The organism is Thermaerobacter nagasakiensis (assembly GCF_055396825.1).
Map to the genome: position 1 here is coordinate 1185045 of NZ_AP043740.1, position 25794 is coordinate 1210838.

General features: G+C 73.2%; 20 protein-coding genes. 15 read left to right on the top strand and 5 right to left on the bottom strand.

Annotation, left to right across the window (positions count from 1 at the left end; all coding sequences use genetic code 11):
- The first annotated feature begins 40 nt into the window (after window positions 1–40).
- Both ACZ5T9_RS05095 and ACZ5T9_RS05100 read left to right on the top strand, forming a co-directional pair.
- Window positions 41–358 (top strand): hypothetical protein, encoded by a 318-nt coding sequence (locus tag ACZ5T9_RS05095; RefSeq protein WP_464834226.1) that lies wholly within the window; start codon window positions 41–43, stop codon window positions 356–358.
- Between the two features lie 120 nt (window positions 359–478).
- Window positions 479–1351, top strand: a complete 873-nt coding sequence (locus ACZ5T9_RS05100) for an SIR2 family NAD-dependent protein deacylase (protein ID WP_006903360.1) — start codon at window positions 479–481, stop codon at window positions 1349–1351.
- Window positions 1352–1595: 244 nt separating this feature from the next.
- Here ACZ5T9_RS05100 and ACZ5T9_RS05105 read toward each other — a convergent pair whose 3' ends face one another.
- Entirely contained in the window at window positions 1596–2279 is a 684-nt protein-coding gene (locus ACZ5T9_RS05105) for a metal-dependent hydrolase (protein WP_006903361.1), read from the bottom strand.
- Between the two features lie 491 nt (window positions 2280–2770).
- Between ACZ5T9_RS05105 and ACZ5T9_RS05110 the strand changes: the two genes are divergently transcribed.
- From ACZ5T9_RS05110 to ACZ5T9_RS05120, 3 genes are all read left to right on the top strand, one after another.
- The gene (locus ACZ5T9_RS05110) at window positions 2771–3421 is read left to right on the top strand and encodes an O-methyltransferase (RefSeq protein ID WP_460039859.1); all 651 of its coding nucleotides are present in this window, start codon (window positions 2771–2773) and stop codon (window positions 3419–3421) included.
- Window positions 3422–3512: 91 nt separating this feature from the next.
- The gene (locus tag ACZ5T9_RS05115) at window positions 3513–4667 is read left to right on the top strand and encodes an XdhC family protein (RefSeq protein WP_464834227.1); all 1155 of its coding nucleotides are present in this window, start codon (window positions 3513–3515) and stop codon (window positions 4665–4667) included.
- A 162-nt stretch (window positions 4668–4829) separates the two neighbouring features.
- Window positions 4830–5279 carry an SRPBCC family protein gene (locus ACZ5T9_RS05120; protein WP_460039857.1) on the top strand — a complete coding sequence of 150 codons (450 nt, stop codon included), beginning with the start codon at window positions 4830–4832 and terminating at the stop codon, window positions 5277–5279.
- 67 nt (window positions 5280–5346) lie between these two features.
- Here ACZ5T9_RS05120 and ACZ5T9_RS05125 read toward each other — a convergent pair whose 3' ends face one another.
- Both ACZ5T9_RS05125 and ACZ5T9_RS05130 read right to left on the bottom strand, forming a co-directional pair.
- Complete coding sequence (locus tag ACZ5T9_RS05125; protein WP_040826234.1) at window positions 5347–5841, bottom strand: hypothetical protein; 495 nt, start codon at window positions 5839–5841, stop codon at window positions 5347–5349.
- Window positions 5842–5904: 63 nt separating this feature from the next.
- Complete coding sequence (locus ACZ5T9_RS05130) at window positions 5905–6384, bottom strand: nucleoside recognition domain-containing protein (RefSeq protein WP_464834229.1); 480 nt, start codon at window positions 6382–6384, stop codon at window positions 5905–5907.
- A gap of 368 nt (window positions 6385–6752) precedes the next feature.
- Here ACZ5T9_RS05130 and ACZ5T9_RS05135 point away from each other — a divergent pair, with 368 nt between their 5' ends.
- Window positions 6753–7127, top strand: coding sequence for a carboxymuconolactone decarboxylase family protein (locus ACZ5T9_RS05135; protein WP_464834230.1), 375 nt, complete (start codon window positions 6753–6755; stop codon window positions 7125–7127).
- Between the two features lie 116 nt (window positions 7128–7243).
- Here the strand turns inward: ACZ5T9_RS05135 and acs are convergent, their stop codons facing one another.
- Window positions 7244–9253, bottom strand: coding sequence for an acetate--CoA ligase (acs, locus tag ACZ5T9_RS05140; protein ID WP_464834231.1), 2010 nt, complete (start codon window positions 9251–9253; stop codon window positions 7244–7246).
- Between the two features lie 207 nt (window positions 9254–9460).
- Between acs and ACZ5T9_RS05145 the strand changes: the two genes are divergently transcribed.
- The 9 genes from ACZ5T9_RS05145 to ACZ5T9_RS05185 all read left to right on the top strand — a co-directional run bounded on the left by ACZ5T9_RS05145 (window position 9461) and on the right by ACZ5T9_RS05185 (window position 25356).
- Window positions 9461–9778, top strand: a complete 318-nt coding sequence (locus tag ACZ5T9_RS05145) for an ArsR/SmtB family transcription factor (RefSeq protein WP_464834232.1) — start codon at window positions 9461–9463, stop codon at window positions 9776–9778.
- The gene (locus ACZ5T9_RS05150; RefSeq protein WP_464834234.1) at window positions 9775–10203 is read left to right on the top strand and encodes an SRPBCC domain-containing protein; all 429 of its coding nucleotides are present in this window, start codon (window positions 9775–9777) and stop codon (window positions 10201–10203) included. The genes ACZ5T9_RS05145 and ACZ5T9_RS05150 overlap by 4 nt, the downstream gene beginning before the upstream one ends.
- A gap of 546 nt (window positions 10204–10749) precedes the next feature.
- On the top strand, window positions 10750–11961 hold the full coding sequence (gene thrC / locus ACZ5T9_RS05155) for a threonine synthase (RefSeq protein WP_464834236.1): 1212 nt from the start codon (window positions 10750–10752) through the stop codon (window positions 11959–11961).
- Window positions 11962–11963: 2 nt separating this feature from the next.
- The gene (gene thrB, locus ACZ5T9_RS05160; RefSeq protein ID WP_464834238.1) at window positions 11964–13316 is read left to right on the top strand and encodes a homoserine kinase; all 1353 of its coding nucleotides are present in this window, start codon (window positions 11964–11966) and stop codon (window positions 13314–13316) included.
- A 120-nt stretch (window positions 13317–13436) separates the two neighbouring features.
- A complete protein-coding gene (locus ACZ5T9_RS05165) occupies window positions 13437–16673 on the top strand; it encodes a phosphoenolpyruvate carboxylase (RefSeq protein ID WP_464834239.1) in 3237 nt (1078 codons plus the stop codon).
- A gap of 747 nt (window positions 16674–17420) precedes the next feature.
- A complete protein-coding gene (locus ACZ5T9_RS05170; protein ID WP_464834241.1) occupies window positions 17421–18995 on the top strand; it encodes an FMN-binding glutamate synthase family protein in 1575 nt (524 codons plus the stop codon).
- On the top strand, window positions 18992–20890 hold the full coding sequence (locus tag ACZ5T9_RS05175) for a thiamine pyrophosphate-binding protein (protein WP_464834243.1): 1899 nt from the start codon (window positions 18992–18994) through the stop codon (window positions 20888–20890). The genes ACZ5T9_RS05170 and ACZ5T9_RS05175 overlap by 4 nt, the downstream gene beginning before the upstream one ends.
- Window positions 20891–21754: 864 nt before the next feature.
- Entirely contained in the window at window positions 21755–24391 is a 2637-nt protein-coding gene (locus tag ACZ5T9_RS05180) for a M14 family zinc carboxypeptidase (RefSeq protein ID WP_464834244.1), read from the top strand.
- A 302-nt stretch (window positions 24392–24693) separates the two neighbouring features.
- Window positions 24694–25356, top strand: coding sequence for a GNAT family N-acetyltransferase (locus ACZ5T9_RS05185; protein ID WP_464834245.1), 663 nt, complete (start codon window positions 24694–24696; stop codon window positions 25354–25356).
- 65 nt (window positions 25357–25421) lie between these two features.
- On the opposite strand, the gene ACZ5T9_RS05190 is transcribed toward ACZ5T9_RS05185, so the two are convergent.
- Entirely contained in the window at window positions 25422–25751 is a 330-nt protein-coding gene (locus ACZ5T9_RS05190) for a hypothetical protein (RefSeq protein WP_464834246.1), read from the bottom strand.
- Window positions 25752–25794 lie beyond the last annotated feature (43 nt).

Consider the following 25794-nt stretch of genomic DNA (forward strand, 5'->3'; position numbering starts at 1 on the left):
CAGGGCACCACGCCCGAGCCTTTCGCGGGAGGGAACGGACTTGGACGAGATCGTGCCCCTGGTCGACCCTGACCTGCCGGGCGTCCCCGCCATCGTGGTGCTGGAGGGCGGCCAGCGCCTCCACGCCCGCTTGCAGGCGGGAGCCTGGCACAACGGGGGGATCCTGCTGCCCGTCAAGGCCGTCGACAAGGTGGAAGGAGCCCAGGGAGCGAACTCTCTGGCCGAGGTCCTGGGCCTGGAATCGGGCCAGCTGCACGGTGAGGCCACCGTGTGGCTCCCCGCCTTCCGGATCCGCTGCGTGGTGGTGAGCGGCGAGGGGCGCAGGCCGCGTCCCATCGGCTTCGGCGGGCTCGAGTGACGGGACCGCGGGACAGCCTGGGAGAAGATGGAGACGGGGGCACGGCCCGGTGCGCCCGGGATAGGGCAACGGACCGCACCCGGGCCGGGCCGGCGGTGCGTCACGGGGAGGGTTGTCGACATGGAACGGCGCCGGACCGAACCGCCGGGCCTCAAGCCCGGGGACCCGGTCGCCGAGCTGGCTCGCCTGCTGGAACAGCACCGCGGGCGGGCCGTCGCCCTGACGGGGGCGGGGGTGTCGGTGGCCAGCGGCATCCCCGCCTTCCGCGGCCGCGACGGCCTGTGGAGCCGGTTCGACCCGGAAGAGTTTGCCCACATCGATGCCTTCCGCCGGGACCCGGAGCGCGTCTGGTCCATGCTGGACGAGCTTTACGACGCCCTGGCGGAAGCCCGCCCCAACCGGGCCCATCAGGCCCTGGCGCGGCTTGAGGAAATGGGCTGCCTCCGGGCCGTGATCACCCAGAACATCGACGGCCTGCACCAGGCGGCCGGCAGCCGGAACGTCATCGAGCTGCACGGGAACTTCCGGCGCGTGGTGTGCATGGACTGTGGGAGCCGCTACGCGGCCGAGAGCGTGCGGCGGCTGGCGGGACTGCCGGGCGGTGGCGGCCACCGCTGCTGGTGCGGGGGCTGGTTGAAACCTGACATCGTGTTCTTCGGCGAGGAACTGCCCCAATACGCCTTCCTGCAGGCGTGGGCCGAAGTTCAGAACGCCGGGCTTCTGCTGGTGGTGGGCACCTCCGCCGAGGTCGAACCGGCCGCCAGCCTGCCCCGCTGGGCGCGGAAGGCGGGGGCCGTGCTGGCCGAGGTCAACCCGCACCCGGCCCTGGATGCCGAGGTGGTGGTGGCGGCGCCGGCCGAGCAGGCGCTGCCGGCGGTGGTCCACCGGCTGGAGGCAGAGGGGGGCGCCGCGGCTTGCGGGGAGCCGGTGGTGGTGCCGGGTTCGGCCGGGCGCCCGGGGGACGGGCCGCCTTCCTCCCCCCGCGAGCCTTGAGCCGCGCGGACGGTAGTCCTTAGCCCCGGACGGCAGCGCTTTGCCCCGGGTGGTCGTGCTTTGCCGTGGCCCGGGGGGCACAGCGCCTGGCAAAGCGGGCGTGCCGGTGGGGTGCCGGAAGCTTCCCTCCGGTACGGGAGCTCCGCCCCGCGCCGGGCTCATCGCCCGCCGCGGTGGTGCCCGTACCGGGGTTCCACCGGTCCGGCGCCCCCACCGGCTCCACCAGGAGTTAAAACCCGAAGCGTTAGAACTCGAAGCTTCCGCCCGGCTCCAGCACCATGACCTCGACCCCGGGCGCCTTCTGCCGGGCGAAGCGGACGAAGTCGTCGGCGCTCTGCACCAGCAGCGGGAAGGTGCCGTAGTGCTGGGGGACGGCCAGCCGGGGCTTGAGGAAGGTCAGGGCGTGGGCCGCCTGCCGCGGGTCCATGGTGAAGTGGCTGCCGATGGGCAGGATGGCCACGTCCAGGGGATACAGTTCGGCCCAGGTGGCCATGTTGCAGTGGATGCCCGTGTCACCGGCGTCGTAGACCCGCTTGCCGTCCTCCAGGGTGACGATGTACCCGGCCGGCTCACCGGTCTCGCTGGAGTGATAGGCCTCGGTCATGGTGACCACGACGCCGCCCAGCTCCACCGAGCCGCCGATGTTCATCCCGATGCACTTGTCGCCCGGCAGGCCTTCCTTCTGGTAGCGTTCGGCCGTCTCCGGCTGCAGGATCACCGTGGCGCCGGTCTGCTTCTGGACCGCCACCACGTCGCTGGCGTGGTCGAAGTGGTCGTGGGTGATCAGGATGTAGTCGGCCTTCAGGTCCTCGATGCGGGCGGCGGCCTTGGGGTTGCCGTTGATCCAGGGGTCGAACAGGATGACCTTGCCGCCGGCCGTGGTCAGCTCCCAGCCGGCATGGCCGAGCCAGCGAAGCTTGTGGGACATGACCGGCCTTCCTCCTTTCGGTTTAATCGGTTTAAGGGGTGAAGGTGCCGCCGGGGCGGGGTGAACGGGGTGAGGGCGGCGGTGCCCCGTACCGGCAAGCGAGAGTTCAACGCGGGAGATGGGGCTCCTGCCCCCGGCCGGCGGTGGGAGCGAGGGGTTCGGCGGGGGCCCGTCGACCGGCCCGTCGACCGCAGTGGCCCGCGGGGGGCCTTCCGCTTCGCATCCCGTCACCCCGGGCTCTTCCGCCCGTCGATGCTCGGCCGCGGCAGCACGAGGCGGGGAACACCTACCCACGCAAGACGTCGACGAACATCCGGGAACCCGGCAGGGGCCGCGTCAACAGAAGGCGCACCACTGCCCTGCCGCGGTGGTACGATGGGGGCAAGGCACCCGTCTTCACCGGCGGGGTCGGTGTTGACGGGTACCGCCGGTCGGTGCGGCCGCAGGGTACGGCCGGTGATCGGTGCGGCCGCCGAGAGGGGGAGGCGCCCGTGCTGCCGTCCGAGCGGGACGTCCGGTACCTGGAGTCCCTGTACCCGCCCGATCCCGACCTGGAGCGGGTACGAGCCGGCATGGAGGCCCAGGGCATGCCGGACATCGCCATCCGCCCCGCATACGGCCGCCTGCTGACTCTGCTGGTGGCGGCCAGCGGGGCCCGCCGGGTGCTGGAGATCGGCGCCCTTGCCGGTTACAGCGCCATCTGCCTCGCCCGCGGCCTGCCGCCGGGGGGCCGGCTGATTTCCCTGGAGAAGAACCCCGATTATGCCCGGGTCGCCCACGCCCACGTGGCGGCGGCCGGCCTCGCCGACCGGGTCGAGATTCGCGTCGGCGACGCCCTCACCCTCATGCCGGCCCTGGTGGCGGAGCCAGCGCATCCTTCCTTCGACCTCGTCTTCATCGATGCCGACAAACAACACTACCCCGACTACCTGGAGTGGAGCCTGCGCCTGCTTCGGCCCGGCGGCTTGCTGGTGGCCGACAACGCCCTGATGCACGGGCGGGTCGCGGACCCGGCGGACGCCGCCCCCGCCGTGGAGGCGATGCGGCGGTTCAACCGCCGGGTCGCCACGGACCCCCGGCTGGTCAGCACGATGCTGCCGGCCTACGATGGGTTGGTCTTGGCCCGCGTCCGGGAGGGCTAGGGCGCCGTCGCGGTTGGGCGGAGCGGGCCGGGCGGGCGCCCGGCTGGGAGCTGGCGCACCGTCTGAGGGCGCGAGCGGGAGGCGACGTGGCATGCGCGACGTGCTCGACCGGGTGGTGGAGTGGCTGGACGCGGGCCGGGACGTGGCCCTGGCCACGGTGGTCGAGGTGATCCGCAAGGCACCGCGGGAGGCGGGGACCACCATGGCCGTCAGCGACCGCGGCGAGATCGCCGGCTCGGTATCGGGCGGCTGCGTCGAGCCGGCGGTGGTCGAGGTGGCCCAGGAGGTGCTGGCAGGCGGCCGGCCGCGCCTCGTCACCTTCGGCATCTCCGATGACGACGCCTTCGAAGTAGGGCTAAGCTGCGGCGGCACCATCCGGGTGTGGGTCGAACCGGCCCGCGGGCCGTGGCCGGGGGTGGCCCGCCAGCTGCAGAAGGCGCTGGCGGCCGGGAAGGCGGTGGCCCTGGCGCGGGTGCTGGGGGCCGCGGCGGGGGACGGTGCCGGGGCGCAGGGCGCGGGGCCGGTGCCGGCCGGTGCGGTGGTGTTGCTCGAGGAGGCCGAGCCCGGCGGCCCGGCACGGATCGTGGCCGGTTCGTCCGGCGATGCCGGCCTTGACGGGGAGCTGGCCCGGCGGGCGGGAGCGCTCCTGGCCCGGGATGAGGCCGCCCGTGAGCAGCTGGCCGGGGCGGACGTGTTCATCCAGCCCTTCGCGCCGCCGCCGGTGCTCTACGTCATCGGTGCCGTGCACCCCGCCGCCGCCCTGGCGGAGGCGGGCCGGTTCCTGGGATACCGGGTCGTCGTCTGCGACCCGCGGTCGCCTTTTGCGGCCCCCGAGCGGATCCCCGCGGCCCACGCCATCGCCCGCCAGTGGCCCGACGAGTACTTGAGCGGTGTCCGGATCACGCCGCGGGATGCGGTCTGCGTCCTCACCCACGACCTGAAGTTCGATGTTCCCGCCCTGCTGGCCGCCCTCCGCTCCCCCGCAGGCTACATCGGTGTCATGGGGAGCCGGCGAACCCACGAGCGCCGCCTGGCGGCCCTGCGGGAAGCGGGCGTCGGGGACGGCGCCCTCAAGCGGCTGCACGCGCCCATCGGCCTCGACATCGGTGCCCGCACGCCGGAGGAGATGGCGGTGGCCATCATGGCCGAGATCATCGCCTGCCGCCGGACGAACCGGCCCCAGGGCCCTGCAGCCATTCCCGCGGGGGCGGCCGGCGGCGGGGGCGCAGCCGGAGGGGCGGCCTGACGGGCGGTGGCCGGCAACGGCGTCCCAGCAGGAAAGATTCTGCCGAAAACCGAAAGCCCTTGGCACGGCAGTGACGCCAGCCGCCGGAGGGGAGCCCCATCCCCGGCGAATTCCGCCGGCGAATCTCCGCTGCAGCTCGATCAGCGCTTGGGGGTGCCAGGAATGCAGGTTGCCGGAAGCCAGAAGATCGCCGCACCCGTGGAGACCGTCTGGGCCTGCCTCAACGACCAGGACGTCCTCGCCCGGTGCACGCCCGGCTGCAAGCAGCTGACCCGGGTGGCGGAAGACCGTTACGAAGCCGAGCTGGAATTGGGCATCGCGGCCATCCGCGGCAGGTACAAGGGCCGGATCGCCATCGAGGACAAGGAACCGCCGAACCGCTACCGCCTGAACATCGAGGGGGAAGGCGGGCCCGGCTTCGTGCGGGCCTCCCTGGTGCTTGACCTGGAACCCCAGGGCGACGGGACCCTGCTGAAGTACCAGGGCGAAGCCCAGGTGGGCGGGCCGGTGGCCAGCATCGGCCAGCGGGTGCTGGGCGGCGTGGCGAAGATGATCATGGGCCAGTTCTTCGGCGGCCTAGCGCGGGAGATCGAGCAGCGGAAGGCCGGCTGACCCGGAGGCGGGGCGCGGCGCCGGGCCGGGAGGCCGGGCCGGGGGGCCGGAGGGGTCCCGGCCACCGCTAGCTCCGGTGCCGCGCCGGGTGGGGGGCGAGGACCGGCCCGCCCAGGGCCGCCGGCCGCAGGGCAAGCCAGCGCCGGTACACCCAGAAGGCCGCAAGGCCGAAGGCAAACCGGGTGGTCACCATGATGAGCCCGTTGCCGCCGAAGGCGAAGATGGCCGCCGTCTCCTCGAACATGGCGTGGAAGATGCCCACGAAGACGAACAGCAACGTCACCTGGTCCCGGGGCACCGGCTGCTCCCGGGTGGTCTCCAGGACCACGCCGGATCCCAGGATCACCCCCAGCACGGCGCCCACCGTCAACGAAGGCGCCAGCTCCGGAGCCAGTCCCAGGCGGCGGCAGACGGGTTCCAGGCGATGGGTGGTCCGGTCGAGCCGGCCGGTCAGCCGTGCCCACTCCAGAAGGATCAGCACCGGGGCAACGAACAGGCCGATCCGCAGCAGGAGCAGGATCCCTTCACCGATCCCGTCGACGATGGCGTCCAGAAGCCACATCGGTCCAACCTCCCCGGATGGAGCCGGGTCCACCCCGGAACCCGTGACAGAACCCCGAACCCGTTAGAGGACCAGGTTGAGCAGGGCCCCGGCCGCCGCCGAGGCCAGCAGCCGCGCCGCCAGCACCGTCCAGGTGTTGGCCCCCGCCCGGGCGATGATGGAGGCTTCGACCGGGTGGGCGTGGCTGATGGCCAGCATGGTGCCGAGGATCGTCCACTGCTTGTAATCGAGCCCCAGCGGGATGGCGGCGGCGATGCCGCTGTAGAGCCCCACGGTGTTGCCGATGAGCAGGGCCAGGGCGGTGCCGCCCGGCAGGCCGAACCAGGCCATGGCGGGTGCTGCCAGGCCGGCGATGCGCGCCAGCCACCCGCTCCGGTCCAGGATCATCACCACGATCATGGCGGGGATCATGGTGCGGGCCAGGTCGACCAGGATCCGCAGGGTCGACCGCAGGCCCCGGCTTACGGCGGCCTGCAGGGGATGGGTGCCCTCGCGGCCGGCGCCCGGGCGCGAGGCCGCCGGAGGGGTGAGGGATCGGGCCACGGATACAGCCTTCTTTCCTGGTAGCGACTCGGCTTCAGCGGTGCCTGTTCCACCGCCCGGCTTCTACAGGCCAGCTTTTGCTGCCCTTGCGCCAAGCCGCGACGGCCGCGCAGCGGGCCTGCGGGGTGCCGCCCGGCGGGCACGGCTATCGGTACGGTGCGGTGGCTTCTGGCGTTGAGCATAGAGCGGGTGCGTGGTGGTGTCAACGGCTGGACGGCAGGGGCTGGGTTCCTCCCCCCGGGCGGGTGCGGTAATCTACCGGTCAGAGCCGGGGCATGCCGGAAGACCTGGATGCCAGGGAGCCTGACTGAACCCGGCGAGCCGGGGCTTCTGGCAGCCCTTTCCGGCAGTTCGGGGAGGGAGATGCCGTGGGCGAGCGGCTCGACGCCTTTCACCGTTTCCGCAGCGAGATGAACGAGAAGATCCTGGCCCACGACAACCTGGTGGTGCGCCGGTTCTTCAACCTGGACGGGCAGGCCTACAAGCCGGGGGCCCTGTCCAGCAAGGTCAAGGAGATGCTGGGGCTGGTGGCCTCACTGGTCCTGCGCTGCGACGACTGCATCACCTACCACATGATCCAGTGCCACAAGGAAGGCGTGACCCGCGACGAGTTCTTCGAGATCTTCGGCGTGGCCCTGATCGTGGGCGGGTCGATCACCATTCCCCACGTGCGGCGGGCGGTGGCGGTGCTTGAGGAGCTGGAAGGGGAGGCGGGCGCCGGGGCCGCCGGGGCGCAAGGCTGAAACCCGGCCGGCGGAGCGAAACCCCGGCCAGTGAAAAGAGGCGGGACCTGACCCCACGGCCAGGTCCCGGCCGGTGCCCGCCGGTCATGTACCCGCGCTCGCGTTCCATCCGGCGGTCAGGCGGTCGAGGCGGGCCCTCCCGCCCCCGGTTCCACCCGCGCCAGGATTCGATCCAGCACCTCGGGATCTTCCAGGGCCGTGGTGTCGCCGGTGACCTGCCCGGAGGTGACGGCCTCCCGCAGCAGGCGGCGCATGATCTTGCCGCTGCGGGTCTTGGGCATGGCGTCGACCACGTACACCTTCGCCGGGCGGGCGATGGGGCTGATGCGGCGGGCGATCTCCTCCCGCAGCTGCTCCTCGATGTCCGGCGGCGGCGTCACCCCGCTGCGCAGCACTGCGAAGACCACCGGCACCGTGCCCTTGACGGGGTCCGGCATGCCCACCACCGCCGCTTCGGCCACCAGGGGGTGGTTGATCAGGGCGCTCTCCATCTCCATGGTGCTCAGGCGGTGGCCCGCCACGTTGATCACGTCGTCCACCCGGCCCAGCACCCAGTGGTGGCCGTCAGCGTCGTACATGGCGGCGTCGCCCGTGAAGTACCGCCCGGGGAAGCGGGCGAAGTACGTGTCCAGGTACCGCTGGTGATCGCCCCAGATGGTCCGCGCCAGGCAGGGGAAGGGGCCCGTGATCACCAGGTAGCCCGTGGTCCCGGGAGGAACCGGCCGGCCCTCGGCGTCCACCACCTGGCAGCGGTAGCCCGGCAGGGGCAGGCCGCAGGAGCCCGGCCGTGAGGCCGTGACGCCGGCGATGCCCGACATCCACGCCGTGCCCGTCTCCGTCTGGCCGTAGGTGTTGTTGATCTCCACCGCGCCGTCGCCCACGTGCCGCCGCACCCAGTGCCAGGTCTCGGGATCCAGCGGCTCGCCCACCAGCGCGATAAGCTCGAGGCTGCGCAGGTCGAACTTCTGCGGCCAGCCGGCCCCCGCCCGGCTGAGCATCCGCAGGGCCGTGGGCGCCGTGAAGACCTTGTTGACCCGGTACTGCTGGATCATCCGGTAGAACCGGCCGGGGTCGGGGTAGTCCAGGGCGCCTTCGTAGACCACGTGGGTCGCCCCGTGGGCCAGGCCGCCCACCAGGGCGAAGATGGGGAAGGTCAGCCAGCCTACGTCGGCCGTGCACCAGTAGATGTCGCCGGGTTGCAGGTTGAGGGACCACTTGACGTTGGCGTAGGTGCCGACCAGGAAGCCCACCCCGGCGTGGACCAGGCCCTTGGGCTTCGCCGTGGTGCCGCTGGTGTAGATGATGAACCCGGGTTCGTTCGCCTCCAGGGGCTCGGGCGGGAAGTCGGCCGGCATGCCGGCGACGAAGTCGTCGTAGTACACGTCGCGACCCGCCGTCATGGGGACTTCGGCCCCCGCCCGCCGCACCACGACCACCCGCTCGACGAAGTCGAGCCCTTCCAGGGCCCGGTCCAGGGTCTCCTTCAGGGGGAGGAGCCGCCCGCGGCGGTAGCTGCCGTCGGCGGTGATCACCACCCGCGCCCGGGAATCTTCCAGGCGCGAGCGGATGGCGTCGGGCGAGAAACCCGAGAAGATCACGTTGTAGACGGCGCCGATGCGGTAGCAGGCGTGGATGGAGGCGAAGGTCTCGGGCAGGTTGGGGAGGTAGATGGCCACCACGTCGCCCTTGCCGATCCCGGCCCGCCGAAGAGCATGCGCCAGCCGGCATGTCTCGTCGTGAAGCATCTGGTAGGTCCACACCCGCCGGTCGCCCGGCTCTCCCTCCCAGACGATGGCCGCCTGGTTGCGCCGGCCGTTCCTGAGGTGGCGGTCGATGCAGTTGAGGCTGACGTTGGTGAGCCCGCCCACGAAGTACCGGAAGTCAGGAAGTTCCCCCGTGCGGACGTGGCTCCAGGGCGCCAGCCACTCCAGTTCGGCGGCGATGGCCGCCCAGTAGGCGTCGGGGTCGGCCTCCGCCCAAGCTCGGTAGGCGGCACAGGCCGCTGCCGGGTTCGGCCCTTCGAACAGGGGCCGTCCCGACAGCTTCCGCGGCGGCACCGGCGGCTGCGCCAGCAGTGCCCCCGTGGCGGGCTCGGGCCCCGCCACCTCGACCTCGGTGTGCCCCATCGCGCATCCCCCCGTGATGGCGATCCGGCCGGCCGGTGGGGCGCGGCGGGCGCCTGCCCGGGCGTTCCCCGGGATCCACCCGCTGCACCGGCCGCCTGGCCTGTTGCCAACCGGTTACGGCGGCCGGGGGACGGTTCCTGCCGGTGAGGGGGTCGTTGCTGGGGAGGGGGCTTGACGAACGGGTAACCACTGGGTTACCGTTGCGCCATGGATCTCGATCGCAAGTTCGCGGCCCTGGCGGATCCGACGCGGCGCCACATCATCATGGTGCTCCGGTCGGGGCCCAAGGACGTGGTCACCCTGGCCCGGCCGCTGCCCATCAGCCGGCCGGCGGTGTCCAAGCACCTGGCCGTCCTCACGGCTGCGGGTCTGGTCGAGGTTGAAAAATCGGGGCGGCGGAGGCTGTACCGGTTGCGCCGGGAAGGGTTGGCGGAGGTCCGGGACTGGCTGGACCAGGTGGCCAGAGCATGGGACGTCGCCCTGGAGCGCTTCCGCCGCCACGTCGAGGGGGACGGTGAGGGATGATTCGACGCAGCGTCGTCGTCCGCGGGCCCGTGGAGGCCGTCTTTACCCGGTTTACGGCTGGCATCGGCCAGTGGTGGCCGCTGGACCAGTTCTCCTACGGCGGCGACCGCAGCGCCGATCTGGTCCTTGAGGGCCAGGCCGGCGGCCGCTTCTACGAGCGGTTCCGGGACGGCGAAGAGCACGAGATCGGCCGCGTTCTGGTCTACGAGCCGCCCCAACGGGTGGTGTTCACCTGGAACCAGGCCAACTGGGCGGGTCCGACCCAGGTGGAGGTCCGGTTCTTCCCCGAGGGCGACGCCACCCGGGTGGAACTGGAGCACCGGGGCTGGGACGAACTCGGCGAGGCGGGTGCAGCTACCCAGCGGGCCTTCGCGGGGGGCTGGGGCGTAATCCTCGAGCGGTTCGCAAGCCGGGTTGAAGCCTGAGTTCGGCGCGTCCTCGGTGGGTCTCGCCCGGTTCTACCTGATCCCGGCGCGGCGGTCCTTGCGCTCTGACCCCTTGACCCGGCCCCGGCCAGGCCCTATAATCCCGCAAAAGCGTTCCCAGAGCCGGTTCGGCTTGAGGAATGCGTCATCCCGGCGTGCGCGATGACCGGAACGAGTAGGCCCCCAAGCCGGTGTCCAGAGACGGGAGGCCCTGGCTGAAAGCCCCCGCACCGGGCCGGGCCGAAAACCCTCCGGGAGCCGCCGGCGAAACCGCCCGGCCGGGCAGGCGGGGCGGGAGTAGCTGGGCGGGGCAGCCCCCCTTACGGGCACGGAGAGGATTCGCGGTGGCGGTGGCCGGTGGGTGTCGCCCATGCCCCCGCCGGGTCAGGCAGGGCACCGGGCGAAACGCCACGGGGCGCCGCCGCGGATCAATTAGGGTGGAACCGCGCGAGCACGGCCTCGCGTCCCTAACGGGGCGCGGGGCCGTTCGATTTTCCATGCCGGCATCCTTCCGTTTCGAGCTTCAGGGAGAGGGTGAAACGAGCGGTGTCTGGTCCCACTCGCCCTGACCGCCTCGGCCCGCCTCGCCAGGCTGGGGAGCCCGGGCCGGTCCTGCCCCGTCAGGGCATCATCGCCCGCTACCGCGACTGGCTGCCGGTACCCCCGGGGGCCGAGCCGCTTACCCTGGCAGAAGGCGACACGCCGCTGATCCGGGCGGACCGGCTGCTGGAGGAACTGCCCCCCGACCGGCGGCCGCCGGCCGTGTTCCTCAAGTTCGAGGGCGCCAACCCGACGGGATCCTTCAAGGACCGGGGCATGACCATGGCCCTGACCTGCGCCCGAGCCCGGGGCGCCCGGGCGGTGATCTGCGCCTCCACGGGCAACACGGCGGCGGCTGCGGCCGCCTACGCGGCCCGGGCGGGCATGGACTGCTGGCTGGTGCTTCCGGCGGGGGGCGTGGCGGCCGGCAAGGTGGGCCAGGCCGTGGCCTGCGGGGCGCGGATTCTGCCCGTGCGGGGCAGCTTTGACGACGCCCTGGCCGCGGTGCGGCAGGTGGTGGCCGAGCGGCCGGAACTGGTCCTGGTCAACTCCCTCAACCCCGACCGCCTGGAGGGCCAGAAGACGGCGGCCTTCGAGGTGGCCGACCAGCTGGCCGCCCTGGGCCTGGACGAACCGGCGGCCGTGTTCCTCCCCGTGGGCAACGGCGGCAACATCACCGCCTACCACATGGGCTTCCGCGCCTACGCGGCGGCGGGCCGCCTGGGGCGGGTACCCCGGCTGTACGGGGTGCAGGCGGAGGGGGCGGCGCCCCTGGTCCGGGGCCGGCCCGTGGACCGGCCGCAGACGGTGGCGTCGGCCATCCGCATCGGCCGGCCGGTGTACGGGGAGCAGGCCCTGGTGGCGGTGCGGGATACCGGGGGCCGGGTTCTGGCGGTCAGCGACGAGGAGATCCTCGCCGCCCAGCGGCTCCTGGCCCGGCTGGAAGGCGTCTTCGCCGAGCCGGCTTCGGCGGCCTCGGTGGCGGGCCTTTTGAAGCTGGCCCGGGGGGACGAACCCGGCTGGGAGGTGCCCGAGGGGCCCGTGGTGTGCGTGCTGACGGGCCACGGCCTGAAGGACGTGGACACCGCCCTGCGGGCCGCCCGGGCGAGCGGGGGCGAGGGCGGCGACCTGGAAGCCTTGGAAGCCCTGGAAGCCCGGGCCCTGGATCCGGAGGCCGTCGTGCAGCACTTGCTTGCAACACCGGCGGGAGGTCGGTAGAGATGGGGAAGGGACGGCGACCGGCCCGGGAGGCGCCGGATGGGCCCATGGGCCTCTACCGCCGGAGGCCCGGTGGCAGGGGGGGTGCCAGCGAGGGCGCAAGGGGCGGTGCAAGGGGTGGCGCAAGGGGTGTCGCCCGCGCCCATAGGGAGCGGGGCACCGCCCTCACCCGGCGTCCGGATCCTGAGAAGACCCTTGGTGCGGCGACGGGCCACGAGGCCGCGGCCCACGCGCCAGGCGGCGGCAGCGGGCGGGCGGTGGCCTGGAGCCGGGTGCCAGCCACCAGCGCCAACCTGGGGCCGGGGTTCGACTGCCTGGGTCTGGCCCTTCAGGGCTGGGAGCTCAGGGCGTGGCTTGAGCCCTGGCCCGCCGAGCCGCGGCACTGGATCCACCCCGCCGGGGCCGTGCACTGGCATCTGGACGGCTGGGGCCTCCCGGCGGCACCGCCCGGGGAGGCGGGGGAAAACCTGGTGGTCCGGGCCGTGGTCGCCGCCTTCCACCGGGCGAGGCAAGCCCACCCTGCCGCTTGGCGGCTGGTTGTGCGCAGCACCATTCCGCCCGCCCGGGGGCTGGGATCCAGTGCCGCCGCCATCGTCGCCGGCCTGGCCGCTGCCAACCAGTGGTTGCGGCGGGCAGGGCGACCGCTGACAGCGGCGGACCTGCTGCAACTGGCGGCCGATCTGGAAGGCCACGCGGACAACGTGGCGGCGGCTCTTTACGGCGGCCTGGTGCTGGCCTGGCGACCGGCCCCGGCGGCGGGGCAAGCCGCGGGGCGCCGGGAAGAGGCCTCCGCAGGTGCAGGCGTAGGCGGCGGCGACCCTGGTGGCGGCTGGCGGGCGGTACCGGTCCCCCTGGGCCGTCCACTGGCGGCCGTGGTGGCCATCCCGGCCGTGGCCAGCTACACCCATGAGGCAAGGCGGGCGCTACCTGCGGCGGTGGCCCACGGCGATGCGGCCTTCAACGCCGCCCGCGCGGCCCTGCTGATCCACGCCCTGGCCGCCGGGCGCGGCGACCTCCTGGCGGAAGCCATGCAGGACCGGTTGCACCAGCCTTATCGCGCCGCCCTGTTTCCCTGGCTGGATGATCTGATCGGCGTGGCCACCGCGGCGGGCGCCTTGGGGGCCTGCCTCAGCGGGGCGGGTCCCAGCGTGCTGGCCCTGGTGACGGACGAACAGGCCCCGGCGGTGGCCCAGGCGCTGTCGGCCCGCATGGCGGCCCTGGGGCTGGCCGGCCGGGTGGGCGTGGGCCGGGCGGGCGGGCCGGGCGCCCGTGCCGGCCTGGTGAGCCGCCCCGGGCACCGGCTCCTCCCCTCCCCCGCCGCGGCCGCCGGCGGGGGAGGCGGCCGGGGGGATTAGGGACGCCGGCCGGGATGAAGGGGGAAAGACACCGGAAGGGCTTGGAGTCCAAGGGGCGCAAGGGAATGGAACAGTGGCAAGGTACGGGACACCCGGGACGGGATAAGGGAGGAAGGGCTTGTGAGCGGCGAGGGTGACCGGCCGGCAGGGGCCGGCTCGGCTGTGGGGAAGGGGAGCCAGGACCGCCAGGACGGCCGGGACCGCCAGGACCGGGGCGGCGGGCCGGGGAGACGCCCTGCGGCGGCCGGCTCGTCCGGCGAGGCGTTGCCTGCCCCGGCGGGATCCGTTCCCCCGCCGGATGGGCGGCCGGAAGAGGAACTGTACCCCCTTCTCAAGCGGGAGGTCGACCTCCTGGGACGGGCTCTGGGGGAGGCCATCCGCCGCCTCTCGGGGGATCGCCTGTTCGAACTGGAAGAGGACATCCGCGCCCGCACCAAGCACCTCCGGCAGCACCCGGGGGACGACGCCGCCCGGCAGGCGCTGCGGGCCGAGATCGGCGGGCTTTCGGTGGCCGCGGCCGAAGGGCTGATCCGGGCCTTTTCGACCTATTTCCATCTGGTCAACCTGGCGGAGGAGCGGCACCGGGTGCGGGTGAACCGCCGGCGCGAGCAGGCCAGCACGCCCGACCGGCCCCGGCCCGAGTCGCTGCTGGCCCTGGTCACCCAGCTTCAGGCCCAAGGGATGGAATTCGACGACGTGGTGCGCCTCCTCGCCTCGGCCCGGCTGGAGCTGACCTTCACGGCCCATCCGACCGAGACGCGGCGGCGCACCCTGCGCCACCACCTGCTGCAACTCAACCAGGCCCTGGACCGGCTGGAGCGGGGCGAGGGGGACCTGGACGAGGTGGTGGCCCGGGTCACCCTGCTCTGGACCACCCGCGAGCTGCGCCCGGCCCCGCCCCGGGTGGAGGACGAGGTCCGCGGCGGCCTCTACTACCTGCCCACCACCCTGTGGGAGGCGGTGCCCCGGCTCATGGAGGCCCTTGAGGGAGCGGTGGCCGCCCGCTACGGGCGGCGGCCGGTTCTTCCCCCGCCCCTGGCCTTCCGCAGTTGGATCGGCGGCGACCGGGACGGCAACCCCTTTGTGACCCCGGAGGTCACCGCCTGGGCCCAGGCCTACGCGCGGGCCGAGATCGCCCGCAAGTACGCCGGAGGCCTGGCCGCCCTGACCCGGGATCTGTCCGTGGCGGAAGAACGGGCTTCGCTGCCTCCCCTGCCCTCCTTGCCCGCCGGGGCGGTGGCGCCGCTGCCGCCGGCGGCCGCCGGCCGGTTCCCCGGCGAGCCCTACCGGCGCTTCGCTTACAGGCTGCAGCGGTACTGGGCGGCAAGGACGGTGCCGGAAGAGGTGTGGAGCGAGACGCCCGCCCGGGCGGCGGCTCCAGCGGAGGCACCGGCTGTACCCCACCGGCCGGACGCTGCAGTCGAGGCAGCGGCACCGCCTCCCCGGCCGGCGGCTCCGCCGGAGGAAGCGGCAATGCCTCCCCGGTCGCCCGCTTCCGCGGAGGGCATTCCTGGAGGGCCCGCCATTCCAGCGGACCCAGCCGGCGAACGGCCTTCCCGGCCCGCCGCGGCCGCGCCACCAAAGGGGACCGCCGGGGAACCGCCGGCCGGCGAGGGGCCGGAGGCCGCCGGTTCCACCGCCCTGGATCGCCTGCTCTTCCAGGTGGAAGAGGGGTTGCGGGATGCCGGGCTGGGCGAGGCGGCGGCCACCCTGGTGCGTCCCCTGCGCTGGCGGGCCCAGGTCTTTGGGGAGGCCATGGCGCCCCTCGACCTGCGGGAGCATGCCGAGGCCCACGGGCGTGCGGTGGCGGAGCTGCTGGAAGCCGGTGGGGTCATGGCGGCAGGGGAGTACCTGGCCCTGGATGCCGCCGGGCGGGAGGCGGTGCTGACCCGGGAGCTGGCTTCGCCCCGGCCGCTGGCGCCGGTGGGCTACCGGCCCCGCAGCCGCGAGCTGGCCGTGGCCCTGGATGCTCTGCGGGCCTGGCAGGACCGGGGGGCTTACATCATCAGCGGCTGCCGCGGCCCCGCCGACGTGCTGGAGGTGTTCGTCCTGGCGCGGGAGGTGGGGCTGTACCGCCCCGGCCACCCCTTGCCCTTTGACTTGGTCCCCCTGTTCGAGACCCTGGCCGACCTGGAGGCGGCGCCCCGCGCCATGGAGCAGCTGCTGCAGAACCCCGTCTTCGGCGTCCACGCCCGCGGCCGCGGCGGCTGCGAGGTGATGATCGGCTACTCCGACTCCAGCAAGGACGCGGGCTACCTGGCGGCCAACTGGGCCCTCTACCGGGCCCAGGAGGGCATCGCGGCGGTGGCCCGGGCGGCGGGCGTGCCGGTGTCCTTCTTCCACGGTCGCGGCACGTCCACGGCCCGGGGCGGCGGGGGGACCGCCGGCCGCGCCATCGCCAGCCTGCCGCCGGGCACCGTGGGCCGCCGCCTGCGGCTCACCGAGCAGGGAGAGGCGCTGGCAGACCGCTACGCTCACCCCGAGCTGGCCCTGCGCAATCTGGAGCAGCTCCTCTACCACTTCCTTCTGGCGGCGGCCCGGGACACGCTGGCCCAGGCCCAAGAGGCGGTGCTTTCGCCGGAGGAACCCGGCCCGCCCGGCGGGGCCGGGACCGCGCCGAGCAGGCCGGGCGGCGGGCGCCAGGGGCTCGCCGCGGGCGGTTCCCCCGTCCCGGCGGCCTGGCGGGAGGCCATGGACCGGGCCGCCGCCCGGTCGGCGGAGGCCTACCGCCAGCTGCTGGCGGAGCCCGGGTTCTTCGAGTTCTTCGAGCACTTCACCCCGATCCGGGAGATCGCCGCCCTGAAGATCGCTTCCCGCCCGGTGGCCCGTACGGGCCGGGCCCGGCGCGTCCAGGATCTGCGGGCCATCCCCTGGGTGATGGCCTGGACCCAGGTGCGTCTTCTGCTGCCCGGCTGGTACGGGCTGGCCGAAGGTCTTGCGGCGGTGCCGCGGGACCTTCGCCAGGCGATGTTTGCCCGCTGGCCCTTCTTCCGCTCGGTGCTGGACGGCGCGGCCCTGGCCCTGGCCAAGGCCGACCTGGCGGTGGCCAGGGAGTACCTGCGGCTGGTGCCCGGGCCCCTGGCGAACCGGTTCTTCCCCCGGCTCGAGGAGGCCATGGTGCGGACCCGGGCGCTCTTGGAGGAGACCTTCGGCGGGCCGCTTCTGGCCCACCACCCCGTGCTGGCGCGGCAGACGGCCTTGCGCAACCCGTACGTCGACCCCATCAGCTACCTGCAGGTGGAGCTGCTGGCCCGGTACCGGGCCACGCCGGAAGGCGACCCCGAGCGGCCGGCCCTGGAGCGGGCGCTGCTGCTCTCCATCCTGGGCATCGCGGCCGGCCTGCGGAACGCCGGCTAGGACGGCCGCTGGCCGTCGATCTGCGCCGGTGGGGATGCCGCCGCCCCGTGCCCCGTGGTCGCCCGCCCGAGGGCCAGCCCGGGGGCCCGCTGGGAGGTCCGCCGCGGGCGGTCACTTGACAGGCCGCCGGGATGGCCCGCCAAGAGAGGCTGCCGGGCGGCCACCGGGACGCCACCGCGACAGGCTACTGGGGGAGGTGGCCGTGGCAGGCCGCCCCAGTCAACCGAGGGGCAGGCCGCCACGGGAGCCCGCGGTGGTAGTCCACCACGGGAAGCCGCCTGGGGGACGGCCTGCGGGGGCCCGCCCCAGGAGCCCACCCCGGCAGGTACCCCCTGGGGCGGCCGGCGCGTACGGCGGTGCTGGGGCCGGCACCCACCATTACCGGATGATGTCCGTGCCCGGAACCCTCCGTCCCCTCATTCCTCGCCATGCCCCGCGGGAACCCTACGCCCGAACCGGTCGCGCGAAGTCCGGCAAGGGCTTGACCGCCCGTCCGTGCCCGTCCGCACCGGAGGTGCCTCCGGGTCCGGGTGGCAGGCCGGGAGCTGGAACTGTCCCATCGGACCGGCTGCTCTGGCCCGAGGACGGGCTGACCAAGGCGGACCGCCGCGGAGCCCGGTCGCAGGGGCCGGGGCGTCCCCAGGGGCGGGAGCCGCGCAGGAGCCAGGGCGCCCACAGGGGCCGGAGCCCGCAGTGCAGTGCCGGGGCCCCGGGGCCGGGTTCGTCCGATCAAGGGGGATGGGCCGCATGCTGGCCGCCTTCGCAGGGGCGCTGCTGGCGATGCTGGTGCTGCTGGGGGCCGTGGCGGGCCTGGCCGCCTGGCTCGGCCCCTCCCTGCTGCGGCGCCTGTTCAACCGCATGATGGTGGCGGCGCTGAGCGGCCCCCAGGACCGCAACCAGATGCTGCAGTGGATGGTGCTAGCCTGCAACACCGACCCCGAGCAGATGCTGGCCATCATGCGGCGCGCGGAGACGGGCAGGCCCTTCACCCGCCCCTACGGCGCCACCCGGCCGTGGATGCAGTTCGAGCAGCTGGTCTTCGTCCCCGCCCAGATCGGCCGGCTGCCGCGGGGCGAGCCCGACGTGGACACCCGGGTCACCATCGGCCCCCAGGCGGCCCGGCCCCTGCACCTGAAGATCCCCATCCTGATCACCGGTATGGCGTACGGCCTGTCCCTGACCCTGGAAGCCAAGGTGGCCCTGGCCCGGGCGTCGGCCATGGTGGGCACCGCCACCAACTCCGGGGAGAGCGGCTTCCTGGCCGACGAGCGCCGCCACGCGAAGCACTACATCGTCCAGTACAACCGCGGCGGCTGGAACATCCGCCCCGAGCAGCTGCGGCAGGCGGACGCCATCGAGATCCAGTTCGGCCAGGGCGCCGACGCCAGCGCCCAGGAGTCGACCCCCTGGGACATGCTGGACGAACCGGTCCGGCGGCACCTGGGCCTGCGCCCCGGTGAGGACGCGGTGATCCACACCCGCTTTCCCCAGGTGGCCTCGCCGGACGACCTGGCCCGGCTGGTCGAGGAGCTGCGCCGGATGACGGGCGGCGTACCCATCGGCGTCAAGCTCTGCGCTGGCGACCTGGAGGCCGACCTGCGGGCGGCGGTGGCGGCGGGAGTCGACTTCATCAGCATCGACGGGGCCAAGGGCAGCACGGGCAAGGGGTACCTCTTCACCATCAACGACTTCGGCCTGCCGGTCGTCTACGCGATTCCAGAGGCGGACCGCATCCTGCGGGAGCTGGGGGTGCGGGACCGGATCACCCTGATCGCCTCGGGGGGCCTCCGGGACGGGGCGGACTTCCTCAAGGCCATGGCCCTGGGCGCCGACGCCTGCTACGTGGGCACGGCGATCCTGCTGGCCATGGTGCAGGCACAGATGGTGCGCCTCATGCCCTACGCGCCGCCCTACGAGCTCTTCATCGCCAAGGGCCGCTACACCCACCTGTTCGACGGGGAGCAGGCGGCGATCCAGGCGGCCAACTACCTGAAGGCGTGCGTGCAGGAGATGGTGGAAGCGGCCCGCGCCCTGGGCCACGCCCGCCTGGCGGACGTGGGCAAGGGCGACCTGCGGGCCCTGACCCGGGAGGTGGCGGAGATCACCGGGGTGCCCCTGGCGTACCACCCCCGGACCGCGGGGCTCAGCCGGTTGCGGGGAACGCCCGCGCTGGTCGAACCGGCCGTGGACGGCCGGCCCCTGGGAGCCGGGGCGGCCCGGGAGCCTGCGCCGGCGCGGGGCCCGCGGGTGCCCGTTGCGCCGGGCGCAGCGACCGCCCACTCACAACCTGGACCCAGAGGTCAAGGAGGCAACGACCCATGACTTCCCGGCGGATGACCGTGGCCGACTACGTGGCGGCCGAGCTGGCAGAATGGGATATCCCCTGCCTGTTCGGCGTGCCGGGGGACTCCATCATCCCGCTGCTCGAAGCGGTCCGGCAGAACCGCCGCCCGCGCTTTGTGGCCGCCCGCCACGAAGGGGCGGCGGCGATCATGGCAGCGGCCTACGCCAAGCTGAGCGGCCAGATGGTCGCCTGCTGCAGCGACGCCGGCCCCGGCGCCGTGCAGATGCTGAACGGCGTGTACGATGCCGCCATGGACCGGGTGCCACTGCTGGTCATCACCGGCGGCCTGCCCACGGCGAAGACGGCCACCCACTGGCCCCAGGACGCCAACCTGGACCTGGTCTACGCCGGCGCCACGGTCTTCAACCACACCCTGGCGGCGGCCGGCCAGGCGACCCGCAACCTGCCCGCGGCCCTGCGGGCGGCCTGGGAGCGCTCGGGCCCGGCCCGGGTGGGGCTGCCCGTGGACCTGCAGCGGGAAGAGCTGGCCGACGCGAAGCCCACCGGCAAGCCGGGCTACCTGAAGGCCGAACCGGCCCCCGACCAGCGGGAGATCGACGCGGCCCTGCACCTCTTGCGCACGGCGATGAAGCCGGTGATCCTGGCGGGCCGGGGCGCGCGGGCGGCCCGGGAAGCCCTGCTGGCCCTGGCTGAGGCCCTGGATGCTCCCATCGTGTCGACCCTGCCGGGACTCGGGGCGGTGCCGGCGGAGCACCGCCACTACTGCGGCGTGCTGGGGGAGGCGGGCACCCAGGCCGCGGCGGACGTGCTGGGCGCGGCCGACGTGGCGCTGGTGGTGGGTTCGACCTGGTGGCAGCCGGCCTTCGTGCCCCGGGGGCTCAAGGTGATCCAGGTCGACATCCGGCGCGCCCACCTGGGCATGACCTTACCCGTTGAGGTGGCCCTGGCCGGCCCGGCGGAGACGGTGGTCTCCGCCTTGCGGGACGGGATCAAGCCCCAGGCGCGGGAGAGCTGGCACGCCTTCTGGGAGCGGGCACGGGCGACCTGGCACGCGGAGCTCCAGGAAGCCGATGCGGCGGCCCAGGGCCGGGGCGCGGGTCCCGGAACCCGGGCAGGCGGGCGCGGTGGGGCCGCAGGCCGTGGCGGCCGGGCGGGGGAGGGTGTGCGCCCGGCGGCGCTGATGACCGTCCTCTCCGGGGTCGTCGATCCCGAGGCGGTGATCTGCGTCGACACCGGCCAGCACACCTACTGGTTCGGCCGCTACTTCTTCCCCGACCGGCAGATGGTGCTGGTGTCCGGCCACTGGCGGACGGTGGGGTTCGCCCTGCCGGCCGCCATCGGCGCAGCCCTGGCCGCCCCGCGCCGGCCGGTGGTGGCCCTGGCCGGGGACGGCGGGCTGGGCATGACCTTGATGGAGTTCACCACGGCGGTGCGGGAGCGGCTGCCCATCGTGGTAATCTGCTGCAACGACGGCCGCTTCGCGGAAGAGGAGGAGCTCCAGGACCGGGCGGGGGTCGAGCCCTTCGGCACCCGGTTCGTCAATCCGGACTTCGCCGCCTTCGCCGAGGCCGCGGGCGGCGTGGGGATCCGTGTGGAAAGGGTTCGCGACCTGGAACCGGCCCTGGAACGGGCCCTGCGGGTCGACGGCCCCGTGCTGGTGGACGTGCGGATGGCCCAGGTCACCTACCCGCGGCCCGAACCCGTGGCGCACCGGGATCCCTGGGCGGCGCGGACCGAGACGGAGACCCGGGAGGTGGCCACGGGGACGCCGTCCGACGAGATCGGCCGCTACGGGGATCCCCGCCAGGAGGGACACGGCAGGGGTCATCCCGGGGCCACCGGCCGCCAGCCCCGGCGCGAGCCCGTGACCCGGCGGCTCTGGGGCCGCGGGCGGCAGCCGGAGCGGGTCTAGCCAGCCGGAGCGGGTGCCCGAGCGGGTGTGCGGGCGCCCGAGCGGGTGTGCGGCGGGGCGCTGGCCGCCGTGGGCCTCGGAACGTCACGGGTCGCTACGCATGCCGGCCGGTTCACGGGGGACGGCCGACCGGATCCTGCCATAGCCCGCCACGCGGCGCGGCCCCAGGTAGCCACCGGCCGTCAGGGCCGCGCCCAGGACCGCCACGCCGGCCAGGACCGTTGCCAGCGACCGGGCGGATGAGGCGTGCGGCGCCCCACCGGCCGGCGCCCCGACCTGCGTTCCGGACGTCTCCTTCGAGCTGAGGGTTTGATGGATACGCTCACCACCGCGCACCGGCTGTCCGAACACTGGGCATCGGCGATCCCCGCCGGCCGGCCGTCGAGCTCGATGACGAACCGGTGCACGCCCTGGGGTTCGGTCGACTGGTCCCGGGGTCGCCGTATCTCCCTCCTGGACGAACCGGCTGAAGGCGTCCACCCGGTACCCGGCGCCGGCGGCGTGCCGGGCAGGTCACGACTCGCTGCGGCAGGGCCACCCACCTCTCCCACGGGGACGGACCGCCTCCCAGCGGCTGCCTCCGAAAGGCTCATTGCTTGCCGTTCGCCGTTCCCCACGGCTCCCCTCAACGCCTGCGGCGTGCGTCGATGATTCGCGCGCTCCGTACCCGAGCACGAGGCGCCCTTGACGCGGATGGGACGGTGACCCTCCAACGGCTGCCGCGGAAATCGACGAGGGGCCTCGACATCGTTCGTGCCGTGGGTGTGACCGGCCTGTCCTACAATCGTGGCAACGACCGTCGTGGCAACCGTCCACCGCCGTCGGAGCTCGTCCCCCGTGGAAGAACCGGCTGGAGGGATGCGCATGGACCGAGGATGCAGGCCGCGTGACTCCCGCCTTCGGCATCGGTTCACCTTCAGCTATCGTCTCGGCGCCGGGGTGCTGGCCCTCCTGCTCATCGGGTTGACCTGGGCCCAGGCCCTGGCGGAGGCGGGGACCGCGGATCCCCCCGTCCAGAGGGATCCCGCCGTGGAGAGGGTGGTCACGTTCCGCCTTCCGTCGACGGCCGTCCTCTCCCGGGTCCAGCAGATGGGCATCGCCGTCGAGGCTCCCGTGCTCCTGGACGCCCAAGGGCGCCTGGTCATCGACCTGGTCGTCACGGACGAACAGGCCCGCCAGCTGGCCGTCCTCGGCTTGCAGCCGGTGGGTGCGGCCGAGGGCGGACCGCAGGGCCCGGGCGGCGGTGCCGGGGCCGGTTCGTCCGGATCCGCGAGCCCCGGGTCCCCGACGAAGACGGATGCGGCGCCCAGCCGTTCTGCCGGAGCCGGTACGGCACCAGCCGCCGCGGCCGCCGCGCAAGATGAGCCCATCCGCATCCTGCGGGCCGACGGGTTCGAGAACTACGCCGGTCCCTTCGTGTCGGTGGAAGCCCGCGCGGCGACCGGTGCGCAGGCGGTGCTCGACGTCTATGACGCGGGGAGCGGCCGGCACCTGGGCACCATGACGCCCTTTATCGACGCCGGGGTGTACATGTACCACACCCTGCTGGTGCCCGTGGCGTCGCTGCCCGAGGCGGTCCGGGTGACGGGTTCCGATGGGGCGGAGGCGCAAGCCGCCGTCGAGCCGTGGCCGTCCCAGGACGCCCAGTTCAACTTCGATGGGACCTACCGGACGGGCTTCGTCGACCACTACATGGATCCCACCGAGGTCTACGCGCGGCTCGAGGCGCTGGCCCGGGAGTTCCCCGACCTGACGGAGATCATCGAGCTGCCGTACCGCACCCCCGGGTACCGCCGCCAGGCCATGGGGGTCACGGGTGCCACGGCGTCGCGGGCCATCGTGTGGTACTCCAAGGCATGGGGGCACGAGGGCGGCAACGGGCTGCGGGTCGTGCTGGAAGATCCTGGCGAGCCGAACCGGCCCCTGACCGTCCGCTACGAGGCGGCGACCCGCACGGTCCACGTGTCCCTGGCCACCGGTCCCGACGGCGCGGTGACCAGCACCGCCGGCCAGGTTATCGAGGCGGTGAATGCCGATCCCGAACTGCCGGTCCAGGCGTTCCCGTACCGGACCGCCGAGCCCTCCGGCATCGTCGCGCCGGAAGGGCCCGTGGTCCTGAGCGACTACCTGCGGGCTCCGGATCACGTCTCGCGGGATCCCTTCACCGTCAAAGTGCTGCGCATCGGCAAGCGGCGGGACGGCTCGCGCACCGGCGTGTTCATCTACGCCCAGGAGCACGCCCGGGAGTGGGTGACGCCGCTGGTGGCCCTGGAGACGGCGGCCCGCCTGCTCTACAACTACCGGACCCACAAGCCGACGCGGGACCTGGTGGACAACCTGGACATCTTCATCCTGCCGTCGGTGAACCCCGACGGCGCCCACTACTCCTTCTACGACTACAACCTGCAGCGGAAGAACCTGGTGAACCACGGTGGGCCCGCATACAAGGATCCCGCCCTACGCAACCAGTGGGGGGTGGATCTCAACCGCAACTTCGCGGCAGGCAGCGTGTATGACGGCTACTCCGGCGGGAGCACCAACCCGCTGAGTTCGACCTACGCCGGACCTGCGGCGCTGTCGGAACCCGAGGCCCGCAACGAGGTCTGGCTGGTGGAGAACTTCCCCAACATCAAGTTCGCCATGAACGTGCACAGCCACGGCGGCTACTTCATGTGGCCGCCGGGGGCGTACAAGGTCCCCGGGCGCATCCCGTTGCCCCGCCCGACCCTGGGGGAGGAGACCTTCTTCTGGCAGGCGGGCGAGCGGATCCTCGACGCCATCGAGCGATGGCGGGACACGGTGATCCTCCCCGGCCAGACGGGTCCGGTCATCGACGTGCTGTACTCGGCGGCGGGGAACTCGGCCGATCACTTCTGGTACCGCCACCGGGTGTTCGGGTGGGACTTCGAGGTCGGAGCGTATCGCTTTGAGGGCGGCCGCTGGCGCTCCCAGGGATTCCAGCCGGCCTGGCCGGAGGCGTTCGAACAGGCCATGGAGTTCGCCAACGGGACGATGGAACTGCTTCGCGTCGCCCTGGACTACCAGAACGACCGGCAACTGCCCCGCTCCTGGGTCGAGATCATCCCGGAGGAGGGGACCCGGTCGGCGGCGGGCGCCCTGGGGGAGGGGGATCGCCAGGAGGTCCGCTTCGAGGAGGATGGCGACCAGACCCTGGTGTTCACCGGTCCCGTGCGGCTGCGGTTCCACACCAGCGAGCCGGCGGACGTGTACTACACCCTGGACGGCACCCGACCCACCCTGGAGTCCACCCGCTACGAAGCCGCAGGGGTGCGGGACCGGCCCGCGGACCTTCGCATCGACCGGACGACCGACGTCTCCTTCTTCGCCGTTGACATCAAGGGCCTGGTGGAGAAGAACTACAAGCCGGACGGCCGGGGTCGCAACTACAACCGCCTGCGGATCGTCATCGAGGATCCGGCTGAGGGGCGCGGCCCGGCAGGGGTGGGAAAAGAAGGCCAGATGGCCGGAGCGGGCCGGTAGGCCTGGGCGAGGGTCGAGTCGAGCAGGATGCCGGCCGATCTGCCGGCCCATGAGAATGGACGCAATGGGAATGGACAAATGGGGTTAGACCAGCGCGGGGGCGGTCACGGCGGGGTCGCCCCCGTGTTCTGTTGTCGGGCGGAACAGAAGGCCATACGATGATGCTATCGTTCACCGGTTCCGACCGTCCCACACGCACGGGCGGTGGCAAATCTCCCGGGGAGCTCCCTGTACCGAAACCCACCGACCTGCGGCAGGGGCGAAAGGATGACCAGGACTCCATGTAGGAGGTGTAGGGCACCATGGCCCGTTCCACCGGCGGAAAGGAGCCTGACCGTCCCCTGCGGGCCGAGGCGAAGGGCCAGCCCGCCGGGGGCCCGCCCGACCCCGAGCGGCGAGCCGGGTTCTTCCGCAACCTACCGGTGCTCGAGACGGAGCGGCTGATCCTCCGGCCGCTGACCCTGGGCGACGTGGAGGACGTCTACGCCTATGCATCGGACCCGGAGGTGGCCCGCTACACCACCTGGGAAGCCCACCGCAGCATCGATGACAGCCGGGCCTTCGTCGAGGCCCAGGTCAAGGCCTACGAAGACGACCAGATCGCTCCGTGGGCCATGGTCCTGCGGGAGACGGGCCGGGTGATCGGGACCACGGGCTTCGTCGCCTGGGCGCCCCAGCACGCCCGGGCCGAGCTCGGGTACGCCATGGGCCGGTCCTACTGGGGCCGGGGCCTGATGACCGAGGCCGTCCGCGCCGTCGTGGCGTGCGGCTTCACGCAGATGGGGCTGAACCGCATCGAGGCACGGTGCATCCCGGAGAACCGGGCGTCGGCGCGGGTGATGGAGAAGGTGGGGATGCGGTACGAGGGGCGGCTGCGGGAGGTCATGTACAGCAAGGGGCGGTTCGTCGATCTCTGTCTCTACGCCATCCTGCGGCGGGATTGGGAGGCCGCGGCGGGGCGGTGACCCGGACGGCCGAAACGAGTGGCCGGACGAACGCAGCCCGTCGCAGCGACGGCCGACTGTTGAGTCTACTGCTGGCGATCGTGGAAATCCCGCAGCTGCTTTGCGTAGACGGCGGCAAAGGTCATGAGAGAACCCGCTGCGATCGCGGCCAGGGGCCACCACAGACCGGTCCAGGGCGACTCCGGCAGGTTGGCGTCCGCTCGTTGAAAGCCGACGCGCCAGAGCCACGCGGCCAGGATCGCGCTGACCACCCACACGAGGGCCAGTGCCGCCAGGGCTTCCCTGCGGGCGCGGGCGGTGACGATCCCGACTGCCAGTCCGAGGGGCACGATCGCGGTGAGGGTTGGCAGCGCCGCAAGGGTGACCGCGATGATGGCGAGCACCACGGCGACCATGCCAAACCGCCTAATAACGCCTGGCACGTCCCTTCCCCCTTGG

Excerpts from the sequence above, each read along its gene's own strand:
- ACZ5T9_RS05175 (WP_464834243.1), top strand. The coding sequence starts at position 18,992 with ATGACTTCCCGGCGGATGACCGTGGCCGACTACGTGGCGGCCGAGCTG.
- ACZ5T9_RS05145 (WP_464834232.1), top strand. The coding sequence starts at position 9,461 with ATGGATCTCGATCGCAAGTTCGCGGCCCTGGCGGATCCGACGCGGCGC.
- thrB (WP_464834238.1), top strand. The coding sequence starts at position 11,964 with ATGGGGAAGGGACGGCGACCGGCCCGGGAGGCGCCGGATGGGCCCATG.
- ACZ5T9_RS05120 (WP_460039857.1), top strand. The coding sequence starts at position 4,830 with ATGCAGGTTGCCGGAAGCCAGAAGATCGCCGCACCCGTGGAGACCGTC.
- ACZ5T9_RS05115 (WP_464834227.1), top strand. The coding sequence starts at position 3,513 with ATGCGCGACGTGCTCGACCGGGTGGTGGAGTGGCTGGACGCGGGCCGG.
- ACZ5T9_RS05180 (WP_464834244.1), top strand. The coding sequence starts at position 21,755 with ATGGACCGAGGATGCAGGCCGCGTGACTCCCGCCTTCGGCATCGGTTC.
- ACZ5T9_RS05170 (WP_464834241.1), top strand. The coding sequence starts at position 17,421 with ATGCTGGCCGCCTTCGCAGGGGCGCTGCTGGCGATGCTGGTGCTGCTG.
- ACZ5T9_RS05185 (WP_464834245.1), top strand. The coding sequence starts at position 24,694 with ATGGCCCGTTCCACCGGCGGAAAGGAGCCTGACCGTCCCCTGCGGGCC.
- ACZ5T9_RS05105 (WP_006903361.1), bottom strand. The coding sequence starts at position 2,279 with ATGTCCCACAAGCTTCGCTGGCTCGGCCATGCCGGCTGGGAGCTGACC.
- ACZ5T9_RS05150 (WP_464834234.1), top strand. The coding sequence starts at position 9,775 with ATGATTCGACGCAGCGTCGTCGTCCGCGGGCCCGTGGAGGCCGTCTTT.
- ACZ5T9_RS05125 (WP_040826234.1), bottom strand. The coding sequence starts at position 5,841 with ATGTGGCTTCTGGACGCCATCGTCGACGGGATCGGTGAAGGGATCCTG.
- acs (WP_464834231.1), bottom strand. The coding sequence starts at position 9,253 with ATGGGGCACACCGAGGTCGAGGTGGCGGGGCCCGAGCCCGCCACGGGG.
- ACZ5T9_RS05100 (WP_006903360.1), top strand. The coding sequence starts at position 479 with ATGGAACGGCGCCGGACCGAACCGCCGGGCCTCAAGCCCGGGGACCCG.
- ACZ5T9_RS05190 (WP_464834246.1), bottom strand. The coding sequence starts at position 25,751 with ATGGTCGCCGTGGTGCTCGCCATCATCGCGGTCACCCTTGCGGCGCTG.